At 68.4% G+C, this 25312-nt stretch carries 25 protein-coding genes and 2 pseudogenes; 20 read left to right on the top strand and 7 right to left on the bottom strand.

Translation table 11 applies throughout. The annotated features are described in order from the left end of the window. The first annotated feature begins 11 nt into the window (after positions 1 to 11). Positions 12 to 1388: an APC family permease gene (locus tag MJQ72_RS21330; RefSeq protein WP_240601112.1), complete on the top strand. Its 1377-nt coding sequence runs from the start codon at positions 12 to 14 to the stop codon at positions 1386 to 1388. Here the strand turns inward: MJQ72_RS21330 and MJQ72_RS21325 are convergent, their stop codons facing one another. Continuing rightward, positions 1389 to 1955 (bottom strand): helix-turn-helix domain-containing protein, encoded by a 567-nt coding sequence (locus tag MJQ72_RS21325; RefSeq protein ID WP_037338954.1) that lies wholly within the window; start codon positions 1953 to 1955, stop codon positions 1389 to 1391. Positions 1956 to 2023: 68 nt separating this feature from the next. Between MJQ72_RS21325 and MJQ72_RS21320 the strand changes: the two genes are divergently transcribed. The 5 genes from MJQ72_RS21320 to MJQ72_RS21300 all read left to right on the top strand — a co-directional run bounded on the left by MJQ72_RS21320 (position 2024) and on the right by MJQ72_RS21300 (position 5139). Beyond that, positions 2024 to 2737, top strand: a complete 714-nt coding sequence (locus MJQ72_RS21320) for an AzlC family ABC transporter permease (protein ID WP_037338952.1) — start codon at positions 2024 to 2026, stop codon at positions 2735 to 2737. Further along, complete coding sequence (locus MJQ72_RS21315; protein WP_007034928.1) at positions 2737 to 3057, top strand: AzlD domain-containing protein; 321 nt, start codon at positions 2737 to 2739, stop codon at positions 3055 to 3057. The genes MJQ72_RS21320 and MJQ72_RS21315 overlap by 1 nt, the downstream gene beginning before the upstream one ends. Positions 3058 to 3111: 54 nt before the next feature. Further along, on the top strand, positions 3112 to 3741 hold the full coding sequence (pdxT, locus tag MJQ72_RS21310) for a pyridoxal 5'-phosphate synthase glutaminase subunit PdxT (protein ID WP_315860890.1): 630 nt from the start codon (positions 3112 to 3114) through the stop codon (positions 3739 to 3741). A gap of 50 nt (positions 3742 to 3791) precedes the next feature. Further along, positions 3792 to 4541, top strand: a complete 750-nt coding sequence (locus MJQ72_RS21305; RefSeq protein WP_016334762.1) for a YebC/PmpR family DNA-binding transcriptional regulator — start codon at positions 3792 to 3794, stop codon at positions 4539 to 4541. Positions 4542 to 4608: 67 nt separating this feature from the next. Further along, positions 4609 to 5139, top strand: coding sequence for a DUF4262 domain-containing protein (locus MJQ72_RS21300; protein ID WP_219151447.1), 531 nt, complete (start codon positions 4609 to 4611; stop codon positions 5137 to 5139). Positions 5140 to 5471: 332 nt separating this feature from the next. On the opposite strand, the gene MJQ72_RS21295 is transcribed toward MJQ72_RS21300, so the two are convergent. Then, a complete protein-coding gene (locus MJQ72_RS21295; protein WP_240601111.1) occupies positions 5472 to 5918 on the bottom strand; it encodes a cupin domain-containing protein in 447 nt (148 codons plus the stop codon). A gap of 76 nt (positions 5919 to 5994) precedes the next feature. Between MJQ72_RS21295 and ruvC the strand changes: the two genes are divergently transcribed. From ruvC to MJQ72_RS21245, 10 genes and pseudogenes are all read left to right on the top strand, one after another. After that, complete coding sequence (ruvC, locus tag MJQ72_RS21290; protein ID WP_240601110.1) at positions 5995 to 6579, top strand: crossover junction endodeoxyribonuclease RuvC; 585 nt, start codon at positions 5995 to 5997, stop codon at positions 6577 to 6579. Beyond that, positions 6576 to 7174, top strand: a pseudogene (ruvA, locus tag MJQ72_RS21285) (Holliday junction branch migration protein RuvA). Before ruvC ends, ruvA begins: the two are co-directional and overlap by 4 nt. An 8-nt stretch (positions 7175 to 7182) precedes the next feature. Then, on the top strand, positions 7183 to 8256 hold the full coding sequence (gene ruvB / locus MJQ72_RS21280; RefSeq protein ID WP_240601109.1) for a Holliday junction branch migration DNA helicase RuvB: 1074 nt from the start codon (positions 7183 to 7185) through the stop codon (positions 8254 to 8256). Between the two features lie 145 nt (positions 8257 to 8401). Next, entirely contained in the window at positions 8402 to 8809 is a 408-nt protein-coding gene (yajC, locus tag MJQ72_RS21275) for a preprotein translocase subunit YajC (protein ID WP_016334756.1), read from the top strand. Positions 8810 to 9015: 206 nt separating this feature from the next. After that, positions 9016 to 10713 carry a protein translocase subunit SecD gene (gene secD / locus MJQ72_RS21270; protein WP_240601108.1) on the top strand — a complete coding sequence of 566 codons (1698 nt, stop codon included), beginning with the start codon at positions 9016 to 9018 and terminating at the stop codon, positions 10711 to 10713. Next, entirely contained in the window at positions 10710 to 11912 is a 1203-nt protein-coding gene (gene secF, locus MJQ72_RS21265) for a protein translocase subunit SecF (protein WP_240601107.1), read from the top strand. Before secD ends, secF begins: the two co-directional genes overlap by 4 nt. An 85-nt stretch (positions 11913 to 11997) precedes the next feature. Then, positions 11998 to 12516 (top strand): adenine phosphoribosyltransferase, encoded by a 519-nt coding sequence (locus MJQ72_RS21260; RefSeq protein ID WP_240601106.1) that lies wholly within the window; start codon positions 11998 to 12000, stop codon positions 12514 to 12516. 78 nt (positions 12517 to 12594) lie between these two features. After that, positions 12595 to 14925 carry a bifunctional (p)ppGpp synthetase/guanosine-3',5'-bis(diphosphate) 3'-pyrophosphohydrolase gene (locus tag MJQ72_RS21255; protein WP_240601105.1) on the top strand — a complete coding sequence of 777 codons (2331 nt, stop codon included), beginning with the start codon at positions 12595 to 12597 and terminating at the stop codon, positions 14923 to 14925. Positions 14926 to 14955: 30 nt separating this feature from the next. Then, the gene (locus tag MJQ72_RS21250; RefSeq protein WP_240601104.1) at positions 14956 to 15735 is read left to right on the top strand and encodes an enoyl-CoA hydratase/isomerase family protein; all 780 of its coding nucleotides are present in this window, start codon (positions 14956 to 14958) and stop codon (positions 15733 to 15735) included. 249 nt (positions 15736 to 15984) lie between these two features. Further along, a pseudogene (locus tag MJQ72_RS21245) lies at positions 15985 to 17435 on the top strand (amidase). Here MJQ72_RS21245 and MJQ72_RS21240 read toward each other — a convergent pair. Then, positions 17432 to 18217 (bottom strand): aminotransferase class IV family protein, encoded by a 786-nt coding sequence (locus tag MJQ72_RS21240; RefSeq protein ID WP_240601103.1) that lies wholly within the window; start codon positions 18215 to 18217, stop codon positions 17432 to 17434. The pseudogene MJQ72_RS21245 and the gene MJQ72_RS21240 overlap by 4 nt on opposite strands. Before the next feature lies 1 nt (position 18218). Further along, on the bottom strand, positions 18219 to 19076 hold the full coding sequence (locus tag MJQ72_RS21235) for a peptidylprolyl isomerase (RefSeq protein WP_240601102.1): 858 nt from the start codon (positions 19074 to 19076) through the stop codon (positions 18219 to 18221). A 156-nt stretch (positions 19077 to 19232) separates the two neighbouring features. Here MJQ72_RS21235 and MJQ72_RS21230 point away from each other — a divergent pair, with 156 nt between their 5' ends. Together MJQ72_RS21230 and MJQ72_RS21225 are read left to right on the top strand one after the other, a co-directional pair. Then, on the top strand, positions 19233 to 19841 hold the full coding sequence (locus MJQ72_RS21230; RefSeq protein WP_240601101.1) for an MBL fold metallo-hydrolase: 609 nt from the start codon (positions 19233 to 19235) through the stop codon (positions 19839 to 19841). Next, positions 19841 to 20497, top strand: coding sequence for a hypothetical protein (locus MJQ72_RS21225; protein ID WP_240601100.1), 657 nt, complete (start codon positions 19841 to 19843; stop codon positions 20495 to 20497). Before MJQ72_RS21230 ends, MJQ72_RS21225 begins: the two co-directional genes overlap by 1 nt. Positions 20498 to 20820: 323 nt before the next feature. Here the strand turns inward: MJQ72_RS21225 and MJQ72_RS21220 are convergent, their stop codons facing one another. Both MJQ72_RS21220 and MJQ72_RS45150 read right to left on the bottom strand, forming a co-directional pair. Next, entirely contained in the window at positions 20821 to 21753 is a 933-nt protein-coding gene (locus MJQ72_RS21220; protein ID WP_240598111.1) for a helix-turn-helix transcriptional regulator, read from the bottom strand. After that, positions 21750 to 22163 (bottom strand): transcriptional regulator, encoded by a 414-nt coding sequence (locus MJQ72_RS45150; RefSeq protein ID WP_396426997.1) that lies wholly within the window; start codon positions 22161 to 22163, stop codon positions 21750 to 21752. The genes MJQ72_RS21220 and MJQ72_RS45150 overlap by 4 nt, the downstream gene beginning before the upstream one ends. A gap of 242 nt (positions 22164 to 22405) precedes the next feature. Here MJQ72_RS45150 and MJQ72_RS21215 point away from each other — a divergent pair, with 242 nt between their 5' ends. Together MJQ72_RS21215 and MJQ72_RS21210 are read left to right on the top strand one after the other, a co-directional pair. Continuing rightward, complete coding sequence (locus MJQ72_RS21215; RefSeq protein ID WP_240598112.1) at positions 22406 to 23608, top strand: hypothetical protein; 1203 nt, start codon at positions 22406 to 22408, stop codon at positions 23606 to 23608. A 10-nt stretch (positions 23609 to 23618) separates the two neighbouring features. Further along, on the top strand, positions 23619 to 24167 hold the full coding sequence (locus MJQ72_RS21210) for an NUDIX hydrolase (protein WP_240598113.1): 549 nt from the start codon (positions 23619 to 23621) through the stop codon (positions 24165 to 24167). Here the strand turns inward: MJQ72_RS21210 and MJQ72_RS21205 are convergent. Further along, positions 24153 to 25286 carry a tetratricopeptide repeat protein gene (locus tag MJQ72_RS21205; RefSeq protein ID WP_240598114.1) on the bottom strand — a complete coding sequence of 378 codons (1134 nt, stop codon included), beginning with the start codon at positions 25284 to 25286 and terminating at the stop codon, positions 24153 to 24155. The genes MJQ72_RS21210 and MJQ72_RS21205 overlap by 15 nt on opposite strands. Positions 25287 to 25312: the final 26 nt, after the last annotated feature.

The raw sequence follows: 25312 nt of genomic DNA, 5'->3' as shown, positions 1-25312 counted from the left end.
GGAGGTCGGCCGTGTCCACTCCCGCCCTGCGCCGCGGTCTGCGCACCCTCGGCACGCTGCTCATCACGCTCTCCGCGATCAGTCCGGCCTCATCGGTTTTCATCATCGCGCCGGGGGTGATCTCCGGCGCCGGGACGGGCGCCTTCTACAGCTTCGTGGCCGCCGCGGTCGTCGGTGTGTTCATGGCCTTCGTCTACGCCGAACTCGCGTCGGCCTTCCCGCTGGCGGGCGGCGAGTACGCGATCGTCACCCGCACGCTCGGCCGCCTGCCCGGCTTCGCGGTACTCGGCCTCATGATCATCACGCAGGTGCTCATCGTCGCGGTGATCGCGCTCGGCGTCGGCACCTATCTCGGAGTGCTCCTGCCCGGCGTGCCCGGCTCGGTGATCGCCGCCGTGACCTGCGTGGTCGCGGCCGTCGTCGGGGTGTTCGACATCAAGCTCAACGCCTGGGTCACCGGGATCTTCCTGGCGATCGAGATCCTCGCGCTGATCGTGGTCAGCGCGCTCGGACTGCTGAACCCGGCGCGCTCGTTCAGTGAACTGCTGGCCCATCCGGTCGCCTCGGACGGGGGACCGGCCACGGTCGGCGCCATCGCGATCGCCACGTCGGTCGCGATCTTCGCCTACAACGGCTACGGCTCGGCGGTGTATTTCGGCGAGGAGACGCAGGACGCCTCGCGCGGCATCGCCCGCGCGATCCTGATGGCCCTCGGCATCACGGTGCTCGCGGAGCTGATCCCGGTGACCGCGGTCCTGCTCGGCGCGCCCGACCTGAACGCGTTGTTCGCCTCGGAGAACATGCTGTCCTACTTCATCGGCTCGCGCGGCGGCGGCACCCTCGACACCGTGATCGGCCTGGCGGTGGCGCTCGCCATCATCAACGCCGTGCTGGCGATCGTGCTGATCAGCTCACGGATGCTGTTCAGCAGCGGCCGCGACCGCGCCTGGCCCTCGCCGGTCAACCGGGCACTGGCCGCGGTGCATCCGAAGTTCGGGACGCCGTGGGTCGCCACCGTCGGCACCGGCCTGGTGGCCGCGCTGCTCTGCTTCGTCGACCCGAAACTGCTTCTGGTGGTGACCAGCACGTCGATCGTGGCCGTCTACGCGGCGCTCTGCCTCGGCGCGATCGTCGGAAGGCGCACCGGCGCCACCGCGCACGCGAAGTACCGGATGCCGTGGTTCCCGGTCGCGCCGGTGCTGGCGCTCGGCGTCCTGGTGTTCGTGGTCTACCAGAACGTGCTCGACCCGGCGGTCGGACGGCCGAGCCTGATCGTCACCGCCTGCGTCGCCTTGTTGTCCGTCGCGTACTACGTCCTGGTGCTGCGGCGGAGGGGCGGCTGGAAACTGGCCGACGTCACCGAAGAGAAGGCGGAGGAGCCGGCCTGATCAGGTGTATTCGGCGATCTCCACGCCGTACGTGCCCGGTTCGAGCGCCTCGAAGATGTGCGGCACGTCGCCGGGGTAGCAGATGTAGTCGCCGGGCAGCAGTTCGATCGGCTCGTCCAGCGGTCCGACCTTGGCACGGCCCGCGCTGAGGACGATGTGCTCCACGATGCCGCTCATATGCGGATCCGAGAGCCGCGGTTTCCCGGGCTCGGCGCGGATCAGGTACACGTCGCGCCGGGCGCCGGGCGGGCACGAGCTGAGCAGCGTGCAGGCGTAGTCGGCGTGTTCGGCGAACACCGTCGGGCCGCTGCCCGAGCGGATGACCTGCACGCGGGGGCGTTCCGGCTCGACCACTCGCGAGAACGGGACGTCGAGTGCGACGCACAACGCCCAGATCGTCTCGACGCTCGGGTTCCCGGTGCCGGACTCCAGCTGGGAGAGCGTCGATTTCGCGATGCCCGCGCGTTTGGCGACCTCGGTGAGGGACAGCCCGGTGCGGGCGCGTTCCCGGCGCAGGGACATGGCGATGACGTCCAGTGGGGCACCGTCGGACGCGGTCGGGGACATGCGTTCGCTCCATCGGTCGTTGCGTTCGCCTTGACGAACACGGCTGCGTTCGTTCATTGTATGACGCTATGCGTTCGATATGGCGAACAACCACTCGTGTCCTGGGGCGCGATCTTCTCCGTGACATCGGGCTGGTCTGCCTCGCCGACACCATCGTCGGCATCTCTTACGGCGCCATCGCGGTGGGCTCCGGCTTCCCGATCTGGGCGCCGATGCTGCTTTCCGTGCTGGTCTTCGCCGGTGCCTCGCAGTTCATGTTCGTCGGCATAATCGCCGCCGGTGGGAGCCCGGTCGCGGCCGTCGCGGCGGGTCTGCTGGCCAACGCCCGGCATCTGCCGTTCGGCTTCGCGATCGGCGACGTCCTCGGGAAGCGGTGGTCGTCGAGGGTGGTCGGCAGTCACCTGATGATCGACGAATCGGTCGCGTTCGCCCTGGCCCAGCGCGACGAAGAGCGGCGCAAGGCGGCGTACTGGGTGTGCGGGATCGGCCTGTTCGTCTGCTGGAACGTCGGCGTCCTCGCCGGGGCCTACGCCGGGACGGCGATCAGCGACACCGATGCCTTCGGGCTCGATGCCGCGTTCCCGGCGGTCCTGCTCGCGCTGGTCCTGCCGTCGCTGCGCGACCGCGCGGCCCGGCTGCCGGTGCTCGTCGGCGTGGCCGTCGCGCTGGCCACGACGCCGTTCCTGCCCGCCGGGCTGCCGGTACTGCTCGCGCTGGTCGGCGTGCTGGCCGGGGTGGCGGCCAAGGAACCCGCCGAACGCGAACCCGAGGGAGTGCACTGATGGATCCGCTGGAACTGATCATCGCCGGCGGTGTGCTCGCCGCCGGGACCTTCGCCTTCCGGTTCGCCGGGCCGGTGCTGAAGGCGCGGTTCACCGTGTCGCCCAAGGCCGAGAAGCTGATGGCGCGCTCGGCCGTCGTCCTGCTGGCCGCACTGGTCGCGGTCGCCGCGCTCACCGAGGGACACGAGTTCGCCGGCTACGCCCGGCCCGCCGGGGTGCTGGTCGGCGGCGTGCTGGCCTGGCGCAAGGCGCCGTTCGCGCTGGTCGTCGTCGCGGCCGCCGCGACCGCCGCCCTGCTGAGGCTGGCCGGGGTCCCCTGACCTGGCCCTTCCCCGAGGCGCCTAAGCTAAGGGGAAGGTCTTTCGGGAGGTCGGGTGGCGATCGCGACGGGGGCACGGCCGGTGGTCGGCGTGCTCGCACTGCAGGGCGACGTGCGGGAGCACGCCGCGATGGTGGAACGCGCCGGCGCGCGGGCGCTGCCGGTCCGTCGCGCGACCGAACTGTCCGAAGTGGACGGTCTGGTGCTGCCCGGTGGCGAGTCGACCACCATGTCGAGGCTGCTGGAGACCTTCGAACTGCTGGAACCGCTACGCGAGCGCATCGCGGACGGGATGCCCGCGTTCGGCTCCTGCGCCGGGATGATCCTGCTCGCCCGGCAGGCCCTCGACGGACGGCCTGACCAGCGGCAACTCGGCGGGCTCGACGTCGTCGTCCGGCGCAACGCGTTCGGGCGGCAGGTGGACTCCTTCGAGGCCGACCTCGACTTCACCGGTATCGAAGGCGGCCCGGTGCACGCTGTGTTCATCCGCGCCCCGTGGGTCGAAAAGGCGGGCGACGGGGTCGAGGTACTCGCCAGTGTCCCCGAAATGCCGGGCTCCGAGGACGCGGCCGCTAGGATCGTCGCGGTCCGGCAGGGGGCGGTACTCGCCACGTCGTTCCACCCCGAACTCACCGGGGACGAACGCGTGCACAGGCTGTTCGTCGACCTCGTGCGACAGGCTTAAGCAAACCGACACTGTGCTCAGCGGCGGGCACAGGAGTAGATGGAGGAGAGATGAGCGGCCACTCCAAGTGGGCCACCACGAAGCACAAGAAGGCCAACCTGGACGCGAAGCGCGGCAAGCTCTTCGCCCGGTTGATCAAGAACATCGAGGTGGCGGCCCGGACCGGCGGTGGCGACCCGGACGGCAACCCGACGCTCTACGACGCCATCCAGAAGGCCAAGAAGAACTCGGTCCCGCAGGACAACATCGAGCGCGCCCGCAAACGCGGCGCCGGTGAAGAGGCCGGTGGCGCCGACTGGCAGACCATCACCTACGAAGGCTACGGCCCGAACGGTGTGGCCGTGCTGATCGAATGCCTCACCGACAACAAGAACCGCGCCGCCATGGAGGTGCGCACCGCGCTCACCCGGAACAACGGCTCGCTCGCCGACCCGGGTTCGGTCGCCTACATGTTCAACCGCAAGGGCGTCGTGATCATGCCCAAGGGTGACGCCGGCGAGGACGACGTCCTCATGGCCGTTCTCGACGCGGGCGCCGAAGAGGTCAACGACCTCGACGAGAACTTCGAGATCGTCTCCGAGGCCACCGACCTCGTCCCGGTCCGGAAAGCCTTGCAGGAAGCCGGTTTCGAGTACGAGTCCGCGGATCTCACGTTCCTTCCGTCGGTCAGCGTCCCGCTGGACGTCGAAGGCGCGAAGAAGGTCTTCAAGCTCATCGACGCGCTCGAGGATTGCGACGACGTGCAGAACGTGTACGCGAACTTCGATGTGTCCGACGAGGTCATGGCCGAGGTCGGCTGATCGATTTTCCCGCCATGCCGCGGAAAATCGGTCCCGGGGCTAGGTGCGGGCGCTCGCGTGGGGCACAATGTCGCGCGTGACGACCTCCGAAGCCGACGCCCTCACCGCCGAAGAAACCGAACTCATCCAGTGGATCGAGGGACAGGCGAAGGCGAGAGGGAACGCGGTCATCGCGGTCGAAGGCGACGAGGAGGAAGCGCCCTTCTGCTTCACCGCGTGCGCCTGGGCGTTGCACAACGTCGCGGAAGCGGTCGTGATCGGACTGCCCGAGCACATGGGGCCGGTCCTGCTCGACGCCTACGTCGACCGGGCGGCCGCCGGCGAGATCTTCGAAGTCGGCAAGCGCTACGACGATTTCTTCGAGGGCGCGCCGGTGGTCTTCGAACGGGTCGCGAAGGGGCACTATCCCGAGTACTTCGGGAGCGCGTTCCTGATCTACCCGGACGGGGACTTCCCGGCGCTGCAGCTGATCGTCGCCACGCCGGACGGGCACTTCCCGTGGCATCCGGACGCGCCCGAGGGCTTCGCGCGGTACCAGCCGGTGCTGACCGAATCCGGTGACCCGGAGAGCTGGACGCCGGGCGTCGACGGCCCCTGAGCCGCCACTGCGCGTGTTCATGGCGTTCGGAGGTGCTTGGAGGGCTCTGGGGTAAGTCCGTGAAGGCCTCCTTGAGGGACCCAGAGTCCCTCAAGGAGGCCTTCACGGACTCCATCGGCATCACAGTGGCCCCACAAGCCACAACGGCTGCGCGTGAAGGGCCCCTTCAACGCCCGCCCAAGTACATGAAGGACCCCTTCACGGCGCTAGGCGCAAATAAGGAGTCCTTCACGTACTTGCGAGGGCGGATCTGCCGGAGTCCGGGCTACGGTCCGTGAGGGCCTCCTTGCCTACCCTGAAGGTAGTGAAGGAGGCCCTCACGGACTTCAGGCTCACTTCAGCCAAGGCTCCAGGTCCGCAGCCGCCTCCGGCCATTCGGCGGCCAAAGCCGCCGCCGGCCGGAACTCCACGCAGTCGTCCGTATAGGGCGGCACCACCACGGTCCCGACCAGGCTCCACTCACCGGTGCTCACCGACGCCTGCCAGACCCCCGCCGGCACCACCACCTGCGGACGCTGACCGGCCGCGACGTCCGGCCCCAGCATCGGCCGCGAAACACGCCCATCGGGGAACAGCAGCAGCATCCGCACCGGCGCGCCGGCGTGGTGGGCGTAGACCTCCAGCCGGTCCAACCGGTGCGGCGCCGAGGTTTCCGGCGGTGCGAGCAGGTAGTAGATCGCGGACGCGCTGTCGTCGCGCCAGCTCTGTGCCCAGCGGCCACCCTCCACGGGCAACGGCTGAAGACCCAGATGAGCGGTGAAGTCGTCGGGACTCGGCATGTCCTCATCTTGCCCGGAGCCCGCTCCGGGTAGCCTCGGATCTCGAACTGATGTTCGCCGGAGCGGAGGAAAACGCGTGCGGGTACTCGGGGTCGACCCCGGTCTGACCAGGTGCGGGCTCGGAGTGGTCGACGGTGGCACGGGCCGCACCGTCCGCCCGGTGGCCGTCGACGTCGTGCGGACTCCGGCCGACGCCGATCTCGCCGTGCGCCTGCTGGGGATCTCCGACGCCGTGGAGCGGTGGATGGATCGCTACAAACCCGAGGCCGTCGCCGTGGAGCGGGTATTCGCGCAGCACAACGTGCGCACCGCGATGGGCACCGCGCAGGCGGGCGGCGTCGTCGCGCTCGCCGCGGCCAAGCGCGGGCTGCCGGTCGTGTTCCACACCCCGAGCGAGGTCAAGGCCGCCGTCACGGGCTCCGGCCGTGCGGACAAGGCGCAGGTCACCGGTATGGTCATGCGGCTGCTCGGCCTCGAGGTCAAACCGCATCCGGCGGACGCCGCGGACGCGCTCGCGCTCGCCATCTGCCACCTGTGGCGCGAGCCGATGCGCGTCCGGCTCGCCGAAGCCGAGGCCAGGGCGGCCGAGATCGCCAAGAACCACAAGGCCAGGCTCGCCGCCGCGGCCAAAGAAGCGAAAGCGCAAGGAGCGGCTCGATGATCTCCTCGGTACGCGGTGAAATCCTCTCCATCGGTCTCGACCACGTCGTGATCGAGGTCGGGGAGTGGGCTTCGCCGTGCAGGCCACTCCCGCCACCCTCGCGACGCTTCGCCGCGGCGAGCAGGCGATGCTGCACACCGCGCTCGTGGTCCGTGAGGACTCCTTGACGCTGTTCGGTTTCGCCGACGCCGACGCCCGCGAGCTGTTCGGCCTGTTGCAGACGGTCTCCGGGATCGGGCCGCGGCTCGCGCTCGCGACACTCGCCGTCCTCGATCCCGACAAGCTGCGCTCCGCGCTGGTCGAAGGCAACATCACCGTGCTCACCCAGGTGCCCGGCATCGGCCGCAAGGGCGCCGAGCGGCTCACGCTCGAACTGCGCGACAAGGTCACCGCGCTCGCGGGCCCGACCGACGGTTCCCCGTCGGTCGTCGCGCCCGGCGCGCTGCGGGGCGAGGTCGTCGAAGCGCTCGCGGGCCTCGGCTTCCCGGCCAAACAGGCCGAACAGGCCGTCGACAAGGTGCTCGGCGAGGGCGAAGGCCACACGACGTCGTCCGTGCTGCGCGCCGCGTTGGCCACCCTCGGGCGTAAGCGGTAGACGGCCACATGGACTATGAGGCCGTGACGGAGTTCGAAACCGACGAGACGCTCTCGGCGCTGTCGCAGACCGGCGAACGCGAGGTCGAGACCACGCTGCGCCCGCGCAAGCTCGACGAGTTCGTCGGCCAGCCACGCGTGCGTGAGCAGCTCGAACTCGTGCTGGAAAGCGCGCGGCGCCGAGGTGTCCCGCCGGACCACGTCCTGCTGTCCGGCCCGCCGGGACTGGGCAAGACGAGTATGGCGATGATCGTCGCCGCCGAGCTCAACGCCGCCATCCGCATCACCTCCGGACCGGCGCTGGAACGCGCGGGCGATCTGGCCGCGATGCTGTCCAACCTGGCACCCGGCGACGTCCTGTTCATCGACGAGATCCACCGCATCGCCCGCCCCGCCGAGGAGATGCTGTACCTGGCGATGGAGGACTTCCGCGTCGACGTCGTCGTCGGCAAGGGGCCAGGCGCCACCAGCATCCCGCTGGAGATCGCGCCGTTCACGCTGGTCGGGGCCACGACGAGGTCCGGTTCGCTGACCGGTCCGCTGCGCGACCGGTTCGGCTTCACCGGCCAGATGGAGTTCTACAGCGACACCGAACTCGAACTCGTCGCCCGCCGCGCCGCCACGATCCTCGACATCGACATCGACCGGGACGGCTGTGCGGAGATCGCCCGCCGGTCCCGCGGCACACCCCGGATCGCGAACCGGCTCCTGCGCCGGGTGCGCGACTACGCCGAGGTCCGGGCGGACGGCAAGGTCACGCGCAAGATCGCCCGTGCCGCGCTGGAGGTCTACGACGTCGACGAACTCGGCCTCGACCGGCTCGACCGCGCGGTGCTGACCGCGCTGGTCCGCTCCTTCGGCGGCGGCCCGGTCGGCGTGTCGACGCTGGCCGTCGCGGTGGGGGAAGAACCGACCACCGTCGAAGAGGTGTGTGAGCCTTACCTGGTCCGCGCCGGTATGCTCGCCCGCACTCCTCGCGGTCGGGTCGCCACAGCGGCCGCGTGGGAGCACCTCGGCCTGCCGGCTCCGGCCGGTACCACGCACGGTGATCAGGGCGGCCCGACCCTGTTCGACCAGGACTGAACGGACCGTTCACGCGGTTCGAGGCCCGTGGTGACGACGGGTGGTGGTGGAGTTTCCGCTGGCACCTGGCACACTCGGGGAGAGCACACCCCGCCAAACCGGACAAAACAGCGCACCGCGCGGCGTCCGCTCGAAATGGAGAATCATGAACCAGTTATTGCTGCCGCTGCTCCTGATGCTCGTTGTGGCGATTCCGCTCGTCATGGGCACCCGTAAGCAGAAGAAGGCGGCGGCGGCGCAGCAGGAGCTGCTCTCGAGCCTGGCTCCCGGTGACCGGGTGATGACCACCTCCGGTCTCTACGCGACTGTCGCCGACGCCTCCGCCGACACCACGATCGACCTCGAGGTCGCTCCCGGCGTCGTGACCACCTGGCTGCGCCAGGCCGTCCGCGAGAAGGTCGAGCCGGTCGTCGAGACCGACGAGGACGCCACTGACGCCACCGACACCGACGAGGTCGTCGAGGCGCCGGTCGTCGAGTCGAAGGACGACGAGCGCGTCGAAGAGAAGTCGGGCGCGCAGATCGCTCCTCCGCTGGAGCACGGCAAGAAGTAGCGCTTGTAAGGCCATCCCCGACACCAGACTTTCGTAGGTGCGGGGCCAACGCCGGGCTCACGCAGCACCGAGTAGTGTCTCGGTGCTGCGTGCGTGTCCGTCGTCATAGTCGTGCTCGTTCGCGGTACCGCCGGACTCCCGTCCAGTGAGTGAACAGCCAAGTCCATTGGGGAAAAACCCAGTCCGTCCGAGGAGACCGAAGCACAGTGGCCGCACCGGCCGGGCATCTCCGCCCGGGACGCTATCTCGCCTTCTTCGCCCTGATCGTGGTGGCGCTGTACGCCCTGGTGTTCTTCACCGGTAGCGGCAAGCCGACGCCGAAGCTCGGCATCGATCTGCAAGGCGGCACGAGGGTCACCCTGTCCGCCCGAAACCCCGACGGCGGCGACCCTCCGCGAGAGTCCCTCGAACAGGCCCGCTCGATCATCGAGCGCCGGGTCAACGGTATCGGCGTCAGCGGCACCGAGGTCGTCCTCGACGGCAGCAACGTCGTCATCACCGTCCCCGGTGAGCAGGGCGACCAGGCCAAGACGCTGGGCAAGACCGCGAAGCTGGGCTTCCGGAAGGTCGTGACCTCGCAGCCGGTGACCCCGGTCCAGCAGCCGTCGGCCCCGCCCGCTTCCGGCGCGCCGTCTTCGGCGCCGCCGTCCTCGCCGGGCGTGAGCGCCCCGCCGAGCAGCCCGGCCAACGGTGGCGGTGGCGCCGCCGGCGCGCCGCAGCAGCAGCCCGGCGCGGACTCCGACGAGCAGACGAGGAAGGAGATCGAGGAGGCCCGGAACCTCCGGCAGAACCCCGATCTGCTTTCGACGGACCAGGCGAAGCAGGCCGCGGCCGCCGAGAAGGCCTTTGCGGCCCTCAACTGCGACCCGAAGGTGTCGGACCCGCTGGTCGGCAACGACCTCACCGACAAGCCGCTGGTCGCCTGCGGTGACAAGAACACCATGAAGTACCTGCTGGAGCCGGAGTTCCTCCCCGGAACCGAGATCTCCGACGCTTCCTCGGGTTACGACACCCAGAACTCCCAGTGGGTCGTCAACCTGAACTTCAAGGGCGAGGGCTCCCGCATCTGGGGCGACTTCACCTCGAAGAACGTCCAGAAGCAGGCCGCGTTCGTCCTCGACACGCAGGTCGTCTCCGCGCCGACCATCCAGTCCGCGATCCTGGGCGGCCAGACCCAGATCACCGGCCGGTTCAGCCAGACCGAGGCGAAGGACCTGGCCGACGTGCTGAAGTACGGCTCGCTGCCGCTGTCGTTCGAGTCCTCGGACGCGACGACCGTGTCCGCGACGCTGGGTCTCGCGTCGCTGCAGGCGGGTTTGATCGCCGGTGGCCTCGGCCTCCTGATCGTGTTCATCTACTGCTTGTTCTATTACCGCTTGCTGGGTGTGCTGACGATCCTGTCGCTCGCCTTGTCGTTCTCACTGGTCTACGCGGTGCTGGTGCTGCTGGGGCGGTGGATCGGGTACACCCTCGACCTCGCCGGCGTGGCGGGCCTGATCATCGCGATCGGTATCACCGCCGACTCGTTCGTCATCTACTTCGAACGGTTGAAGGACGAGATCCGGGAAGGCAGGACGTTCCGCTCCGCGGTGCCGCGAGGCTGGTCTCGTGCCCAGCGCACGATCCTCGCGTCGGACGCGGTCAGCTTCCTCGCCGCGGCGATCCTGTACTGGCTGGCCGTCGGTGAGGTCAAGGGCTTCGCGTTCACGCTCGGCATGTCGACGGTCCTCGACCTCGTCGTGGTCTACCTCGTGACCCACCCGCTGGTCGCGATGGTGTCGCGGTCGAAGTCGAAGTTCCTGTCCAACCCCAAGAACCTCGGCCTCGGTGCCGTGCAGCAGGTGGGCTCGGAGCGCAAGGCGGCCCGTCCGGCCGCCGGCCGCCCGAACGTCAAGGAGGCGTGACCGTGGTCGACGACAACACCACCACCGCGGGCAAGCGCGACAGCATCTTCCGCCGCCTCTACGTGGGCACGGGCGCGTTCGACGTGGTCGGCAAGCGCAAGCGCTGGTACCTCTTCTTCGGCGCGCTGGTGCTGGTCTGCATCGCGTCGATGGGGATCAAGGGCTTCAACTTCGGTATCGACTTCGAAGGCGGCACCCAGATCCAGCTGCCCGCCAACGGCAAGAACGGGCAGATCACCGAACAGCAGGCCAAGGACGTCTTCTCCGAGGCGCTCGGCCGTCCGGCCGACGAGGCGCAGAAGGTCGGCAGCGGCGCTTCGTCGACCATTCAGCTCCGCTCGGACACCCTGGACGCCGCCGAGGTCGCCAAGATCAAGGAAGCGCTGTTCCGCGACCTGGGCCCGATCGGGTCCAACGGTCAGCCGAGTGTCCAGGCCATCAGTGACAGCGCGGTCAGCGCGTCCTGGGGCGGGGAGATCTCGCGGCAGGCGTTGATCGCGCTCGGGGTGTTCCTCCTGGCGGTCACGCTGTTCCTGGCGTTGTACTTCGACACCAGGATGGCCGCCGCGGCGCTGATCTCGCTCCTGCACGACATCGTGGTGACGGCGGGTGTGTACTCGCTGATCGGTTTCGAGGTCACGCCGGCGACGGTGATCGGTCTGCTGACGATCCTCGGGTTCTCGCTGTACGACACGGTGGTGGTGTTCGACAAGGTCCGCGAGAACACGCGCGGCCTGCTCGGGCTCACCCGCCGCACCTTCGGCGAGGCGGCCAACCTGGCGCTGAACCAGACGCTGATGCGGTCGTTCAACACGGCGCTGATCGCGATGCTGCCGATTCTCGGTCTGCTCGTCGTCGGGTACATCCTGCTCGGCTCGGGCACGCTGCAGGACCTCGCGCTGGTGCAGCTCACCGGCACCCTGGTCGGCGTGCTGTCCTCGGTCGCGCTGGCCACGCCGCTGCTGGTGGATCTGAAGATGCGTGATCCGAAGTTCCGTCAGCAGGCCGACCGGGTCGCCGCGCGGCGCGCGAACCAGGCCCGCAAGGCCGCCGAGCGCGACGACGACTTCGACCCGAACGACGAGGACGCACTGGCCGCCGAGCTCCGCAAGGAGAAGGCGTACGCCGCGGCGGCGAGCGTGCCCGCACGGAACCAGAAGGCCCACAAGGGCCGTCCGTCGGGCAAGCGCAAGAGGTAATAGAGTTCAACCCCCGGAAAGGTCCTTTCCTTGCGAACTCCGTGAGGGAAGGACCTTTCCTGGTGTTCAGGAGAGCAGGAAGCACATGGAGCTGGACAAGGCACTCGACCTCATCGCCGGCGTGCCGGACTTCCCGGAACCCGGCGTGCTGTTCCGGGACCTGAGTCCGCTGTTCGCCGACGCGGCGGGTTTCAAGGCCGTCACGGACGCGCTGGCCGCCACCGTCGATCCCGAGGCCGACCTGCTGGCCGGGGTCGAAGCGCGCGGATTCCTGCTGGCCGCCGCCGTCGGTTACGCCCGTGGCCTCGGGGTCGCGTTGATCCGCAAGCCGGGCAAGCTGCCCCGCGTCGCGGGCAGGGTGGGTTACACGCTGGAGTACGGCACCGCGACCGTCGAATTGCCCGAAGGCGTCGTCGAGCCCGGTCAGCGTGTCGCGATCCTCGACGACGTACTCGCCACCGGCGGCACGGTCGCGGCCACCTGCAAACTGCTGGAAGACGCGAAGGCACAGGTCACGGGGGTTTCGGTGGTCATGGAACTCGGCGCGCTCGGCGGTCGTTCCGTGCTTGAGGGGCGTCGTGTGGAGGCCCTCCGGGTGTGTTGACCGGGCGCACCAAGTGAGCCGCGAGGGGGAGCGGTTACCCTTGATGTCCGAAGGCCGCACGAAGCGCAGGAGGTGCGGGTGAGCCAAGAGCTCGATGCCGCGGTGTCCTCGAAGGACGGCACCGAGCAGAACGGTGCGGCGCGACAGGGGGCGGCGCCGACACCGTCCGCGACACGACGCGTGCGCGCCCGCCTCGCCCGCCGGATCACCGCGCAGCGCGCCGCGCCGGTCAAGCAGGTTCTCGAACCGCTCGCCGTCATCCACCGCGAGCTGCACCCCAACGCGGACCTCGCGCAGCTCCAGCGCGCATACGACGTCGCCGAGGAGCTGCACCGCGAGCAGCGGCGCAAGTCCGGCGACCCGTACATCACGCATCCGCTGGCCGTCGCGACCATCCTCGCCGAACTCGGCATGGACACCACGACGCTGGTCGCGGCGCTGCTGCACGACACCGTCGAAGACACCGGCTACTCGCTGGAGAGCCTGAAGGCCGACTTCGGCGAGAAGGTCGGCGAGCTCGTCGACGGCGTCACCAAACTGGACAAGGTCAAGCTCGGCACCGCCGCGGAGGCCGAGACCATCCGCAAGATGGTCATCGCGATGGCGCGCGACCCGCGCGTGCTGGTCATCAAGCTGGCCGACCGGCTGCACAACATGCGCACGATGCGTTTCCTGCCGCCGGAGAAGCAGGCCCGCAAGGCGCGCGAGACCCTGGAGGTCCTAGCCCCGCTGGCGCACCGGCTCGGCATGGCCACGGTCAAATGGGAGCTGGAGGACCTGGCCTTCGCCATCCTGCAGCCGAAGAAGTACGACGAGATCGTCCGCCTCGTCGCCGATCGCGCGCCTTCGCGCGACACGTACCTGCGGTCCGTGATCACCGATCTGACCAGCAACCTCGACGGCTCGCGGATCACCGCCAAGGTCGAGGGCAGGCCGAAGCACTACTACTCGATCCACCAGAAGATGATCGTCCGCGGCCGCGACCTCGACGACATCCACGACCTGGTGGGCGTGCGGATCCTGGTCGAGGACGTCCGTGACTGCTACGCCGCGATGGGTGTCGTCCACGCGCTGTGGCAGCCGGTGCCCGGCCGGTTCAAGGACTACATCGCGCAGCCGCGCTTCGGTGTCTACCAGTCGTTGCACACCACGGTGATCGGGCCGGACGGCAAGCCCCTGGAAGTCCAGATCCGCACCTACGAGATGCACCGCACCGCCGAGTACGGCATCGCCGCGCACTGGCGGTACAAGGAGACCAAGGGCACCCACAACGGGAACGCCATGGACGTCGACGAGATGGCGTGGATGCGCCAGCTCCTCGACTGGCAGCGGGAAGCGGCGGACCCGGGCGACTTCCTGGAGTCGCTGCGCTACGAGCTCGCCTCGCGCGAGATCTTCGTGTTCACGCCCAAGGGCGACGTGATCACGCTGCCGGTCGATTCGACGCCGGTCGACTTCGCCTACGCCGTGCACACCGAGGTCGGCCACCGGTGCATCGGGGCCCGCGTCAACGGCAGGCTCGTCGCGCTCGAGCGCAAGCTGGAGAACGGCGAGGTCATCGAGATCTTCACCTCGAAGGCCGAGACGGCGGGGCCGAGCCGCGACTGGCTGCAGTTCGCCGGTTCACCCAAGGCACGCGCGAAGATCCGGCAGTGGTTCGCCAAGGAACGCCGTGACGAGGCGATCGAAGGCGGCAAGGAGGCCATCACCAAGGAGGTCCGCAAGGTCGGCCTCCCGATCCAGCGGCTGGTCTCCGCCGAGTCGATGGGCGCGGTCGCCACCGAGCTGCGGCACCCGGACATCAGCTCGCTGTACGCGGCCGTCGGCGAGGGGCACACCAGCGCGAAGCACGTCGTGCAGCGGTTGGTCGCGCTCATCGGCGGCGTCGACGAGGCGGAGGAGGAGCTCGCCGAGCGCGCGACCCCGTCCACCGTCACCCGCCGCCGCGGCTCGAACGACGTCGGCGTCGTGGTGAAGGGCGCCAGCGACATCTGGGCCAAGCTCGCGCGCTGTTGCACCCCGGTACCGGGCGACGAGATCCTCGGTTTCGTCACGCGTGGCGGTGGCGTCAGCGTGCACCGGACCGACTGCACCAACGCCGACGACCTGCGGGCCCAGCCCGAGCGGCTCGTCGAGGTCGAGTGGGCGCCGTCCGCGTCTTCGGTGTTCCTCGTCGCGATCCAGGTCGAGGCGCTGGACCGGCACCGCCTGCTCTCCGACGTCACCAAGGTGCTCGCGGACGAGAAGGTCAACATCCTGTCCGCGTCGGTCACGACGTCGCGCGACCGGGTCGCGGTCAGCCGGTTCTCGTTCGAGATGGGCGACCCGAAGCATCTCGGGCACGTGCTGAAGGTGGTCCGGGGCGTCGAAGGCGTTTACGACGTGTATCGGGTCACTTCGGCTTCGTGAGCACTGGTGGGCCCCGGCTAAAGTCCGAGGATGACTGACGGGTTCGAATTCGCTCGCGACGGCGAGGTCGCACGGCTGACGTTCACCAGGCCGGAGAAGATGAACGCGATCACCTACGGGATGTGGTCGGCGATCCCGGACGTGGTGGCGCGGGTGGAGGCGGACCCGGCGATCAAGGTCCTCGTGCTGACCGGCGCCGGCGCGCACTTCTCGGCGGGCGCGGATATCAGCGAGTTCCGGGAGCTGCGGTCCACCGCGGACGCGGCCGAGACCTACGACAAGGCCGTCGACGGGGCCGTGGCGGCGCTGACGGCGTCGCGGAAGCCGACGGTCGCGATGATCCAGGGGAACTGCATCGGCGGCGGGTGCCAGATCTCGGTCGCGTGCGACTTCCGCTTCGCGGCGGAGGGCTCGCGTTTCGGTATCACGCCGGCGAAGCTCGGGATCGTCTACCACTTCGATTCGACACGGCAGCTCGTCTCACTGGTCGGCCCCGCGAACGCGAAGTACTTCCTGCTCTCGGGCGAACTCGTCGACGCGCGGCGGGCGCGGGAGATCGGGCTGCTCAACGACGTCTTCCCGGCCGACGAGCTGGAGACCTCGACGGCGAAGTTCGTCGAGACACTGGCTTCGCGTTCGCAGGCCTCGGTGCGCGGGATGAACCGGATCATCGAGAAGATCGTGGCGGGACAACAGGAATCCGACGCCGAAGTGGACGAGATCCGGCTCGGTGCCCTGCACGGCGAGGACTATGCCGAAGGGGTGGCCGCGTTCCTGGCGCGGCGACCGCCCAAGTTCACTTATCGCTGAGGGTCGCGTTTATCGCGGCGGTCCGCGTGGCCCGTCGGCGATAACGTCGCGAAAGCCACTTTCGGGACATCACACGTCGCGAAAGTGGCTTTCGCGACACGCGCCTGCCACAGCACTTCCGCCTCGGCTTTCCCCGAAAACCCTTGTGGCATTGTGCTTTCTGTGCCTCGGCAGGTCGGGTTCCGTCGGCCACGCTGTTGCGCGAAAAAGTTTTTTATGGCCTGCGACGAACGTGCTTATGGTCGTTTCATGGAATGGAGATTTCGATCGGCCGAAGAGCTCGCGACCGCTTTGCGTGCCGGTGAGGTGACCTCGGCGGAACTGACCGAAGAGGCGATCGCCCTGATCGAGCGGGACGACAAGGCGATCAACGCGATCTGTGTGCCGGACTTCGACCGGGCGCGGGCCGCCGCGCGCGACGCCGACCGGGCGCGTGCCCGCGGCGAGGCCCGGCCGTTGCTCGGTATCCCGGTGACGGTCAAAGAGTCCTTCGATATGACCGGCCTGCCCACGACCTGGGGGATGCCGCAGCATCAGGAGTTCGTGCCCGCCGAGGACGCGGTGCAGGTTTCGCGGCTCAAGGCAGCCGGGGCGGTGGTGCTCGGCAAGACCAATGTGCCCTTGGGACTGCAGGACATCCAGTCCTTCAACGAGTTCTACGGCACGACGAACAATCCGTGGGATCACGATCGCACCTCGGGCGGGTCGTCCGGCGGATCGGCGGCGGCACTGGCTTCCGGCTTCGGCGCGCTGTCCATCGGCTCCGATCTCGCCGGCTCGTTGCGCACCCCCGCGCATTTCTGCGGCATCTACGCGCACAAGCCGACGGTCGGGCTCGCGGCGACCCGTGGCATGGTCCCGCCTCTGGCGCCCGCCTTGCCGGTCGACCTCGACTTGGCCGTCGCCGGTCCGATGGCGCGCACCGCCCGCGACCTCACGCTCCTGCTCGACGTCATGGCCGGGCCGGACCCGCTGACGCACGGCATGGCGTATGAGGTGAAGCTGCCGCCCGCGCGCCATGAGCGGCTCAGCGACTTCCGGGTCTTGGTGATCGAGGACCATCCGCTCATCCCGACCGGGGCGGCCGTGCGGGCGGGGGTGAACCGTGTGGCCGACGCGCTTGCCGACGGTGGAGCCCGCGTCGAACGGCACAGCCCGTTGCTGCCCGACCTGACCGAGTCCGCGACGATCTACACGCAGTTGCTGTTCTCGAGCACCGTCGCGCGCTTTCCCGTCGAAGCGTACGAGCAGCTTCAGGCCAATGCCGCCGGACTGAGCGCGGACGATCGGAGTCTCGACGCGGCGCGGTTGCGCGCCATGGTGTTCACCCACCGCGACTGGCTGACGGTGTCCGACGATCGCGAGCGCCACCGCCACGGCTGGCGGCGGCTGTTCGCCGAGTTCGACGCCGTGGTCTGCCCGATCACGCCGACCCCGGCGTTCCCGCACGACCACGACCCCGATCTGCTGGGACGGCGGATCGGCATCGACGGCGTCGAGTACCCGTACTTCGACCAGCTCGTCTGGGCGGGCGTGGCCACCATGCCCGGTCTGCCCGCCACCGCTGTGCCGACGGGCCGGTCCGCCGAGGCCTTCCGGTGGGCGTGCAGCTCATCGGTCCGGCGTTCGAAGATCGCACCCCGCTGCGGCTGGCCGAACTGCTGGAACAGGCGATCGGCGGGTTCCAGGCACCGAGCTAGATCTCGTCCCAGGGATTGCTGTCGTACGCTTCGGCGAGGATCCGGCTCGTCTCCGGGGCGTACGGCAGCACGACGTCGTCCACTGACGCCACCGGCCAGCCGACCGACTCCGAATTGGTCAGGAACATGGCGTCGAACCCGGGCAGGTCGGCGGGGCGGACGTCACGGACCTCCTGCGGGATCCCGTTCCGCTCCAGGCCGCGTCGCACGAGCTGCTGGGTGATTCCGTCGAGCACCGGGGCCTGCGGCCAGACCACCGTGCCGCCATCGAGGAACCCGACGTTCCAGATCGACGCTTCGCTGACCCGGCCGTCGTAGTCGACGAACAACGCGTCGTCGTAGCCCGCCAGCTTCGCCTCACGCGTGTGGTGAAGCAGTCCGAACGTGCCGACGTGCTTGACCTCCGGAAGCACCCGTTCGTAGCGCACGGACCGCAGGCGCAGCGGCGTCATCTCGTGCTCTCGTGGCGGCCCGGTCCGGACGAGGACATCCGGCGCCGCGGGCGCGCCGGGATCGGACCAGTCCATCTCGCGGGAGAAGATCAGCACGCGCACCGACAGCGCGTCCTCACCCCGCACGGCCTGCCGCACGTACGCCCGCACCGCGTCGGTGTCGAGGTCGCTGCCGAACATGCGCCGCGTGCTCGTCACGAGCCGGTGAAGGTGGACGTCCAGGCCGCGGACCTTGCCGTCGCGGACCTGCATCGCGGTGAAGTGGCCATAGCCGAACGCGCCCGCCAGGTCTTCCGACCGGGCGGGCGCGCCGTTGAGCTCCAGCTTCACGTCAGGCGTTGACCGTGACGCCGGTGAACTTGACCTCGGTGTTGGGCGGGCCGGTGCCGTCGCCGTTGCCTGCCTGCGCGTTCGCGCCCGCCTTGGCGACCTTGTCGAGCACCTTCAGGCCCTCGTCGGAGATGCTGCCGAAGACCGAGTAGTCCGCGGGCAGTTCGGCCTCGCCGTAGACCATGAAGAACTGGCTTCCGCCGGAGTTCGGCTGCTGCGTCTTCGCCATCGCGAGGATGCCGCGGCCGTACTTGATCTCCTTGAACGCCTCGTCCGGCATCGTGTAGCCCGGGCCGCCCATGCCGCTGGCCTCGGGGTCGCCGCACTGCAGCATCTGGAGGCCGGTGGTGCCGAGCCGGTGGCATTTGGTGTCGTTGAAGTAGCCCTGCTGGGAAAGGCTGATGAAGCTCTGCACGGCGCAGGGGGCGAGCGCCCGGTCCAGCGTCAGCGGGATGTCTCCCGCGGTGCTCTTCAGCACGACGTTCACCGTGCCGTTCGAGGAGACGTCCTTGCCTTCCGGCTTGTTCACCTTCTTCGAAGCCGGCTTGGTGGTGTCGTCCTTGTAGTCGCAGGCCACCGGGTTCGCCAGCGGCGTCGGCCGCTTCGGCATCGGAGTGCGCTCCGTGGGGATGGTGACCTCGGGGGTCGGAGGAGCCGAGCTCGGGGAAGCGTCGGAGGCGGCATCGTCACCACTGTTACTGCTGACGATCCACCACACCGCGCCCGCCACGATGGCGACGACGCCGACGACCGCCACCGAGCCGACGATCTTGCGCCGCTTGGCCTTTTCGGCCCGTCGCACGATCTGTCGCTCGAGCTTGCGCTTCGCGGCTTCGCGGCGCTGCTGGTTGGTCGGCACCCGCCCTCCCGGTTTCCACTCGATGTCACACGTCTGAGGTAGCGGGAGTCTATTGGCACAGCCTGTGAGGCCCCCGTACAGGGGCCGCTAGGCTTACTTGATCGTGATCAGGGCCATCCTGTCACCTGTTCGGCGGAAGATCTGAGGAGGCGTTTCGTGCTGGTTGTCGGTTTTCCGGCAGGCCCCCTCGAAGCCAACTGCTACCTGCTCGCCCCGGAGGGCGGCGGTGAGTGCGTGATCGTCGACCCCGGCGAGGAAGCCGCCGGGCCGATCGAGGCCGCGCTCGCCGAGCACGGTCTGACGCCGGTCGCGATGCTCGCCACCCACGGCCACCCCGATCACGTCGCTTCGGCGGGCGAGGTCGGCGCGCGCCACGGAATACCTCTCTATCTGCACGAGGCGGACCGGCCACTCCTCGGCCAGGACGCCGGTCAACGGAAGGACGGGATCGTGCCACTCGTCGATGGCCCGCTGAGGCTGGCCGGGCTGGAGATCGCGGTGTCCGGCACACCGGGGCACACCGCCGGTTCGGTGGTCTTCGGGCTGACCTCCGCCGAGGGCGGCCGGATCGTGCTCACGGGGGACAGCCTGTTCGCCGGATCGATCGGCCGGTCTTCCGGTGACGGCGGTGAGCTCGTGCGTTCCCTCGGCGCCAAGGTGATGACGCTGCCCGACGACACCGTCGTCCTCCCGGGCCACGGTCCGGCCACCACGATCGGCCAGGAGCGGGCGGCGAACCCGTTCCTGGCCGGGACGGGCGCGTGATGACGGAGCCCACCGGGACCCCGGAGACCCCCGAACGTCTCCCGCTGTTCCACGACGACCCCAAGCTCCGTCGCAAACGAGGCTGCTCCAGCGTCGCCGGTGTCGTGATCTTCGCGGCCGCGTTCGGCGGGATCGCCGGGCTGATCGGGGGAGAGATCGCCGGGCTCGTGGTCGCTGGGGTGATCGCGCTGCCGCTGCTGTACGTCATGTTCTACAACCTGCGCCGCCGGGTGTGGCTCGAAGGCGACACGCTCATCGTGCGGACCTGGGGCGTGCGGCGGATCGACCTGACCGCGGCCGAGCGCATCGACCTGGTGATCAGCGACGTTCGCGGGACCCGGACGGTCAGCCTGCTGGTCAACGCGGGCAAGCGCCGCAAGGTCGCGAAGGTCGATCTGGCCGTGTACTCGGGCGCGGGCGGCCGGGAGCTTGGCATCCTGCAGCTGCGCAAGCTGGCGAACGCCCTGCTGAACAACACCGACGCGAACGGTCTCGTGTTCTCGGAACTGCTGGTGGCGCAGCTGAAATCGGAAGCGCGCGGCGACGCGGCGGCGGAGCGGCCGCTGTACCGGCTGGCCTCGGCGGCGCCCGCCGGGAAGTACATCCAGCGGTTCACGATGGAGGCGGTCAGCCGCTTCGTGGCGACCCTGGACTGACGTGCGCCGGAGACGTTCAGTCTCGTGAGTGGCAAGGACGGTTAGAGCCAACTAGCTTTTGGTTACCTACTTGTGACGTGCGCTTTTGTGGGTACCTGCTCTCGGTGCAGGGTCTATTCCGCTAGTGCGGGCCCGTACCGTGCGGGACGAGTCCGCACTACCCGTCCCACCACCGGGACGGGTCGAATGTGCCTTTTCACCTGCACGAACGTTGGTTCGGGCCAGGTGGGCCAGGTTTCAGTCAACCCGGCCCACCTGGCCCATTTCAGCGGTGCACCGCCATTTTCGAGACGCAGCGTGGGCGTGGCCGGTCCGACTAGTTATCAGGCGGCAGGGTCTTCCCCGTTCCGGGAATGTGCTGAGCCGGTCAGTAGCGTGAACACTTCAGTCCGCTGCCGCATGTCGCCGGGCGTGTTCTGTTCGAGTTCGCCGGTTCGATTGACGATCCAGTTCCGGGACTGGTCGCGGTCAAGCGCTGTGGTCGTGAGGCGGCGGAGGAACTCCTGGTAGTAGGCGATCACACTGTCCTCTTCCAGGAAGAGGCTGGCCGTGAAGGCATCGACGTGGAACACGGGTTGGTTCCCCTCGTGCTGGAAGACGCTGAACTCGGGCCCGTCGCCGGGTTCTTCAGCCGTGGCGGGTACGACGTGTATGTGACATTGCGGGAGCGACGACGCTAGCTGGAGCTGAACCAGTTGCTCGTTCATGACGGTCGAGTCGCCGACCACCGCGTTGAGGACGTTTTCGTGGATGTAGAAGTTGAGTAGTGGGCGTGAGCGCCGGTTGAAGAGGGAGTGGCGGGCGAGCCGGGCTTCGACGCCACTCTCAAGGTCGGGGCCGGTGTAGCCGCACCGTCGCAGAACGGCCCGGATGTACGGCTCGGTCTGGAGCAGGGCGGGAATGACTTTTGGGCTGTAGGTAGTGATTGCGACGCTGTGGGCTTCCAGCAGAGTGAGGGTGCGGAGCTGGTCGGGTAGTCCTGGACTGTGGAATTGCAACTGGTGGCCGTGGGGTTCGCTGGCCAGCGCGACGAGGTCTTCGAGTTCCTCGGGGGTCGCGCGAGCGCGCGCGAGGTAGATCGCGACATCTCCGGGCGGGACCGAGCGTTGGCCGCTTTCCAGTCGGGAGACCTTCGGGAAGCCCCAACCCAGCATCCGTGACATGTCTGCGCCGCTATAACCGTTCCGTTTACGGACTTGCTGAAGCTCATGGCCCAGTTCCCGTGTGTGCGCGGTCGACGTTTCGGGCTGCTTCATGGGTGCCGCCGAGCCGCGACAGTCGTACATGAGCTGCTCAGCCCTTCACATCCTCGTGCCTCCCGAAGCGTGTGGCGACCGGCGGAGACAGGCGCGGGCGAAGCGCAGCCTGTCTCCGCCGGAACCGGTGGGCGCCGTGAGCATGTGTCTCTGGCCAGCTGTCCCGCTCGGATGATGACGTCGCACAACGCGTCAAGGTGATCGGCGAGCCGGTCATGCCCGTAGTCGGTGAGTCGCCAGTGGGTGCGACTACCGTCCCTGCGCACTTCCAGGTATCCGGCTCGCCGGAGCCTGCGGAAGTTGGTCGATAGGGTTGCACGGTCGACGCCGATCGTGTCCGCGATCGTGGCGAAGTGGCGCCATTGCAGATCGGCGAGCATCGTTGCGCCGAGCAAACGGACCGGGTGCATGAGCAAGGGGTCCAGACTCTCGACAGAGTTCGGCATCGTCCGCTGCGGCTCGCCGCTCAGGCCGTCATCCTTCCTCGGTCGTGTTTCGTCGCTCACGATTCCTCCGCTACCTACCGGCTGACCAGCCACAACGAGTTGTACGATGTGAAATCAATATCTCTCGTGCGCTCATTTCATCGCGAGGCCACCGAGAGGCCAAAGCGGGGACATTCGAGCTGGCGACGACCGGAGAGGGGCGCGGGATGGCAGCCGATGAGGTGCACGAGTCGCCGCCGCGAACGGTGCTCGAACAGAAGCTGCGTGAGAGAAGCGAGACTCACGTCGAGTTCGTCAGGGCGGCCGAGGAGTTCGCGCGGAACTTCGGAGAAGCGGGAACGGTCAGTGAACGCAACCTGAAACGGCTTGTGGCGGGACGGAACCGGGACGGTTCGCGGGTCCGTCCGCGCCCGGCAACCGCTCGCCTGCTCGAACGGATGCTCGGACTCACTATCGATGAGCTGCTGTCGCCGCCGGACATGGTCCGCTCGGTTGAGACCGGGGAGCAGGAACTACGGCAGATGCTCAGTGCCGCGCGACGCGTGAACACCGAAGTCCTTGCCTTGCTGCATGAGCAGCTCACCGCAGTACGCCGTCTTGATCGGCAATTGGGCGCGGCAGTCGCGCACGATGAGGTGGCGACCAAGATCCGTCAGGTAGTGCGTCTGCGGTCGCACAGTCTGACGCCGGACACCCGGGCGGAACTCGCGGCGCTGCTTGCCGAGTTCGGCACCCTCGCCGGATGGCAAGCCCTGGACATGGGGGCCGTCGCCGAGTCGTGGCAACACTACGAACGCGCCAAGGAATCAGCCCACGAATCCGAAGACGTGGCGTTCGAGGTACACAGTGCGGCCGAACAAGCCTTTGTGCTGATCGAGGTGAACGAGACGGCGACCGCCGTCGAGCTGTTGCGAACGACTGAGCAGCGCGCTTGCCGGGCTACGGGAAGGTTGTTGCGCTCTTGGCTTGCGGCCGCCTATGGCGAAGCGCTCGCCGCGCACGGGCAGCGTTCGGAGAGCTTGCGCGCGTTCGACCGCGCAGCATCCTTGCTGCCCTCTGACGCGTCCACTCCGGACGGGCCTTACGTGGTTCTTGACCCCGTGCACCTCGCCCGGTGGCGCGGCCACGCTCTTGCACGCGTCGGCGAACCGGAAGCCGTCGACGTGCTGTCTTCGGCGCTCAGCCGCCTTGACCCGACGTTCACTCGCGCCGAGACGGGCTTGCGCGTCGACTTGGCAACCGCGTTCTCGGCCATGGGCGAACGTGAGCAGGGCCGACTACACGCAGACCGCGCAGCCGTGCTAGCGGCCGAGATCGGTTCGGCACGTCAGCAGCGACGAATCGACCACCTTCGTTCGTCGCTCAAGAGTTCCGACACAGTGCAACCGGGACGGGTCAGCAGGCCGTAGGCTGCCCGGCGTGGCTGACGAACATGGGTCGTGGAAGACGTTCGGTGAGCGGCTGGTCTACGACAACCGGTGGGTCAAGGTCGGGCTGACCGACGTGGAAGCGCCGAATGGCGAGCGGTGGGACTACCACGTCGTGCACCTGGCGCGGATCGCCATAGCGCTCATCGTGAACGACCGAGACGAAGCGCTCATGTTGTGGCGCTATCGGTTCGCTACCGAGCAGTGGGGCTATGAGCTGCTTGGCGGCATGGTCGATGACGGGGACGACTCCGCCAACACTGCCGCGCGGGAAGCGGCGGAGGAAAGCGGCTGGCGCCCGGTTGGCGAGCCCGAACTCCTGGTGAGCTTCGAGCCGTTGCCGGGACAGGTAACAGCCCCGGTCGACGTGTACCTATGGCGCGACGCGGAGCACATCGGCGACCCGACAGACACCGAAGAAGTCGGGCGAATCGAGTGGGTGCCGCTGTCGCGGGTTAACGAGCTTGCGCAGCGGCAAGAGCTTTTGGGGTCAGGCACGCTGGTGTCCCTGCTGTACTTCCTCAACTCACGCCGTACGTGAGTCGCCGGGCAACACGAGACCTTCAAGCCGTCGTCGCAGCCGGACTGATCCGACTTGCGAGATGATCCGCCGCGCCTGCTGAGCGTAGGTGCGGGCCGCTTCGCGGTCACCGGCCGCGCTGTAGGCAAGGGCAAGATCGACGTAGATTGACGCGCTTGCGCGGACGAACGACGGCTGCATTCCGTCGGCGAGTCCTTCAAGCTGGGCGATCGCTTGTGGATCGCCGAGCAAGACGAGTGCGTTTCCTCGCCAGCGGTCGAGATGCGTGCCACCGAGAAACAGGAACGGCAACTCCGGGTGCACGACCTCGGAAGGACGTAGCGCGTCTGCCTCATCGAACGCCCGGCGGGCATCACCATCGTTTCCGGCACGCGCGTATCCCTCGCCTTCCGCTGCGGCGAGCCATGCGCGCAGCAGGCGCGGTGCTCGCTGGCCGATCTCGCGTGCTTCGGCGAACAGAGACAGGGCGTCATCGACGTTGCCCGCGTCGATCAGGACGAAGGCCTGTTCAGCGGTCGCGTGGGCAAGCAATGCCGATGATCCGGATTCCAGGGCGGCCGACTTGGCGCGGTCGTAATGAGTCCACGCTTGCGCAAGCGAGCCGATGTCGAGCGCGTTCCAACCGGCCAATGTGGACGCCTCGGTGAGGACACCGGCCAGTGGCGCCCGGTCACGGCGCAACAGGGTGTGCCGTAGCAAGTCTTCTACCTCGGTGATCTGACCTCGCAGTCGTTCAAGACGTGCGGCGGAACCGAACCTCCGGTCCGCGTGCCTGACGCCGTCGACCTCTTGCCGGAACAACGCGATGGTCTGGGAGTCGACGCGGCGAGCGATGACGAGTCGTTCGGCGAGTTCCTCGCCGATGCCCCTGTCAGCGCCCTCGTCCGGGAATCCGAGTTCAGCGTTGGTTCTGCCGTAGATCTCACGCAGGATGGCGCGCATCGGCGGTTCCGGCACGATGCGCCCGTTTTCCCACCGCGATATTTCGGTCTTCCTGCTCGCGACCGGGAGCACGGGCAGATCACGCCCCGGACAGCGGTCATTGATCGCCCGCGCGAGCTTTTCCTGGCCCCATCCGAGTGCATGCCGCGCAGCCTGCAAGAGGCTTTTCGAGGTCATGAGCTAACACTCTCGGGCGCGCGATG

Origin of the sequence: Amycolatopsis sp. EV170708-02-1, assembly GCF_022479115.1 — a bacterium.
Classification (GTDB): Bacteria; Actinomycetota; Actinomycetes; order Mycobacteriales; family Pseudonocardiaceae; genus Amycolatopsis.
This window is presented reverse-complemented; position numbering and strand designations above follow the sequence as displayed.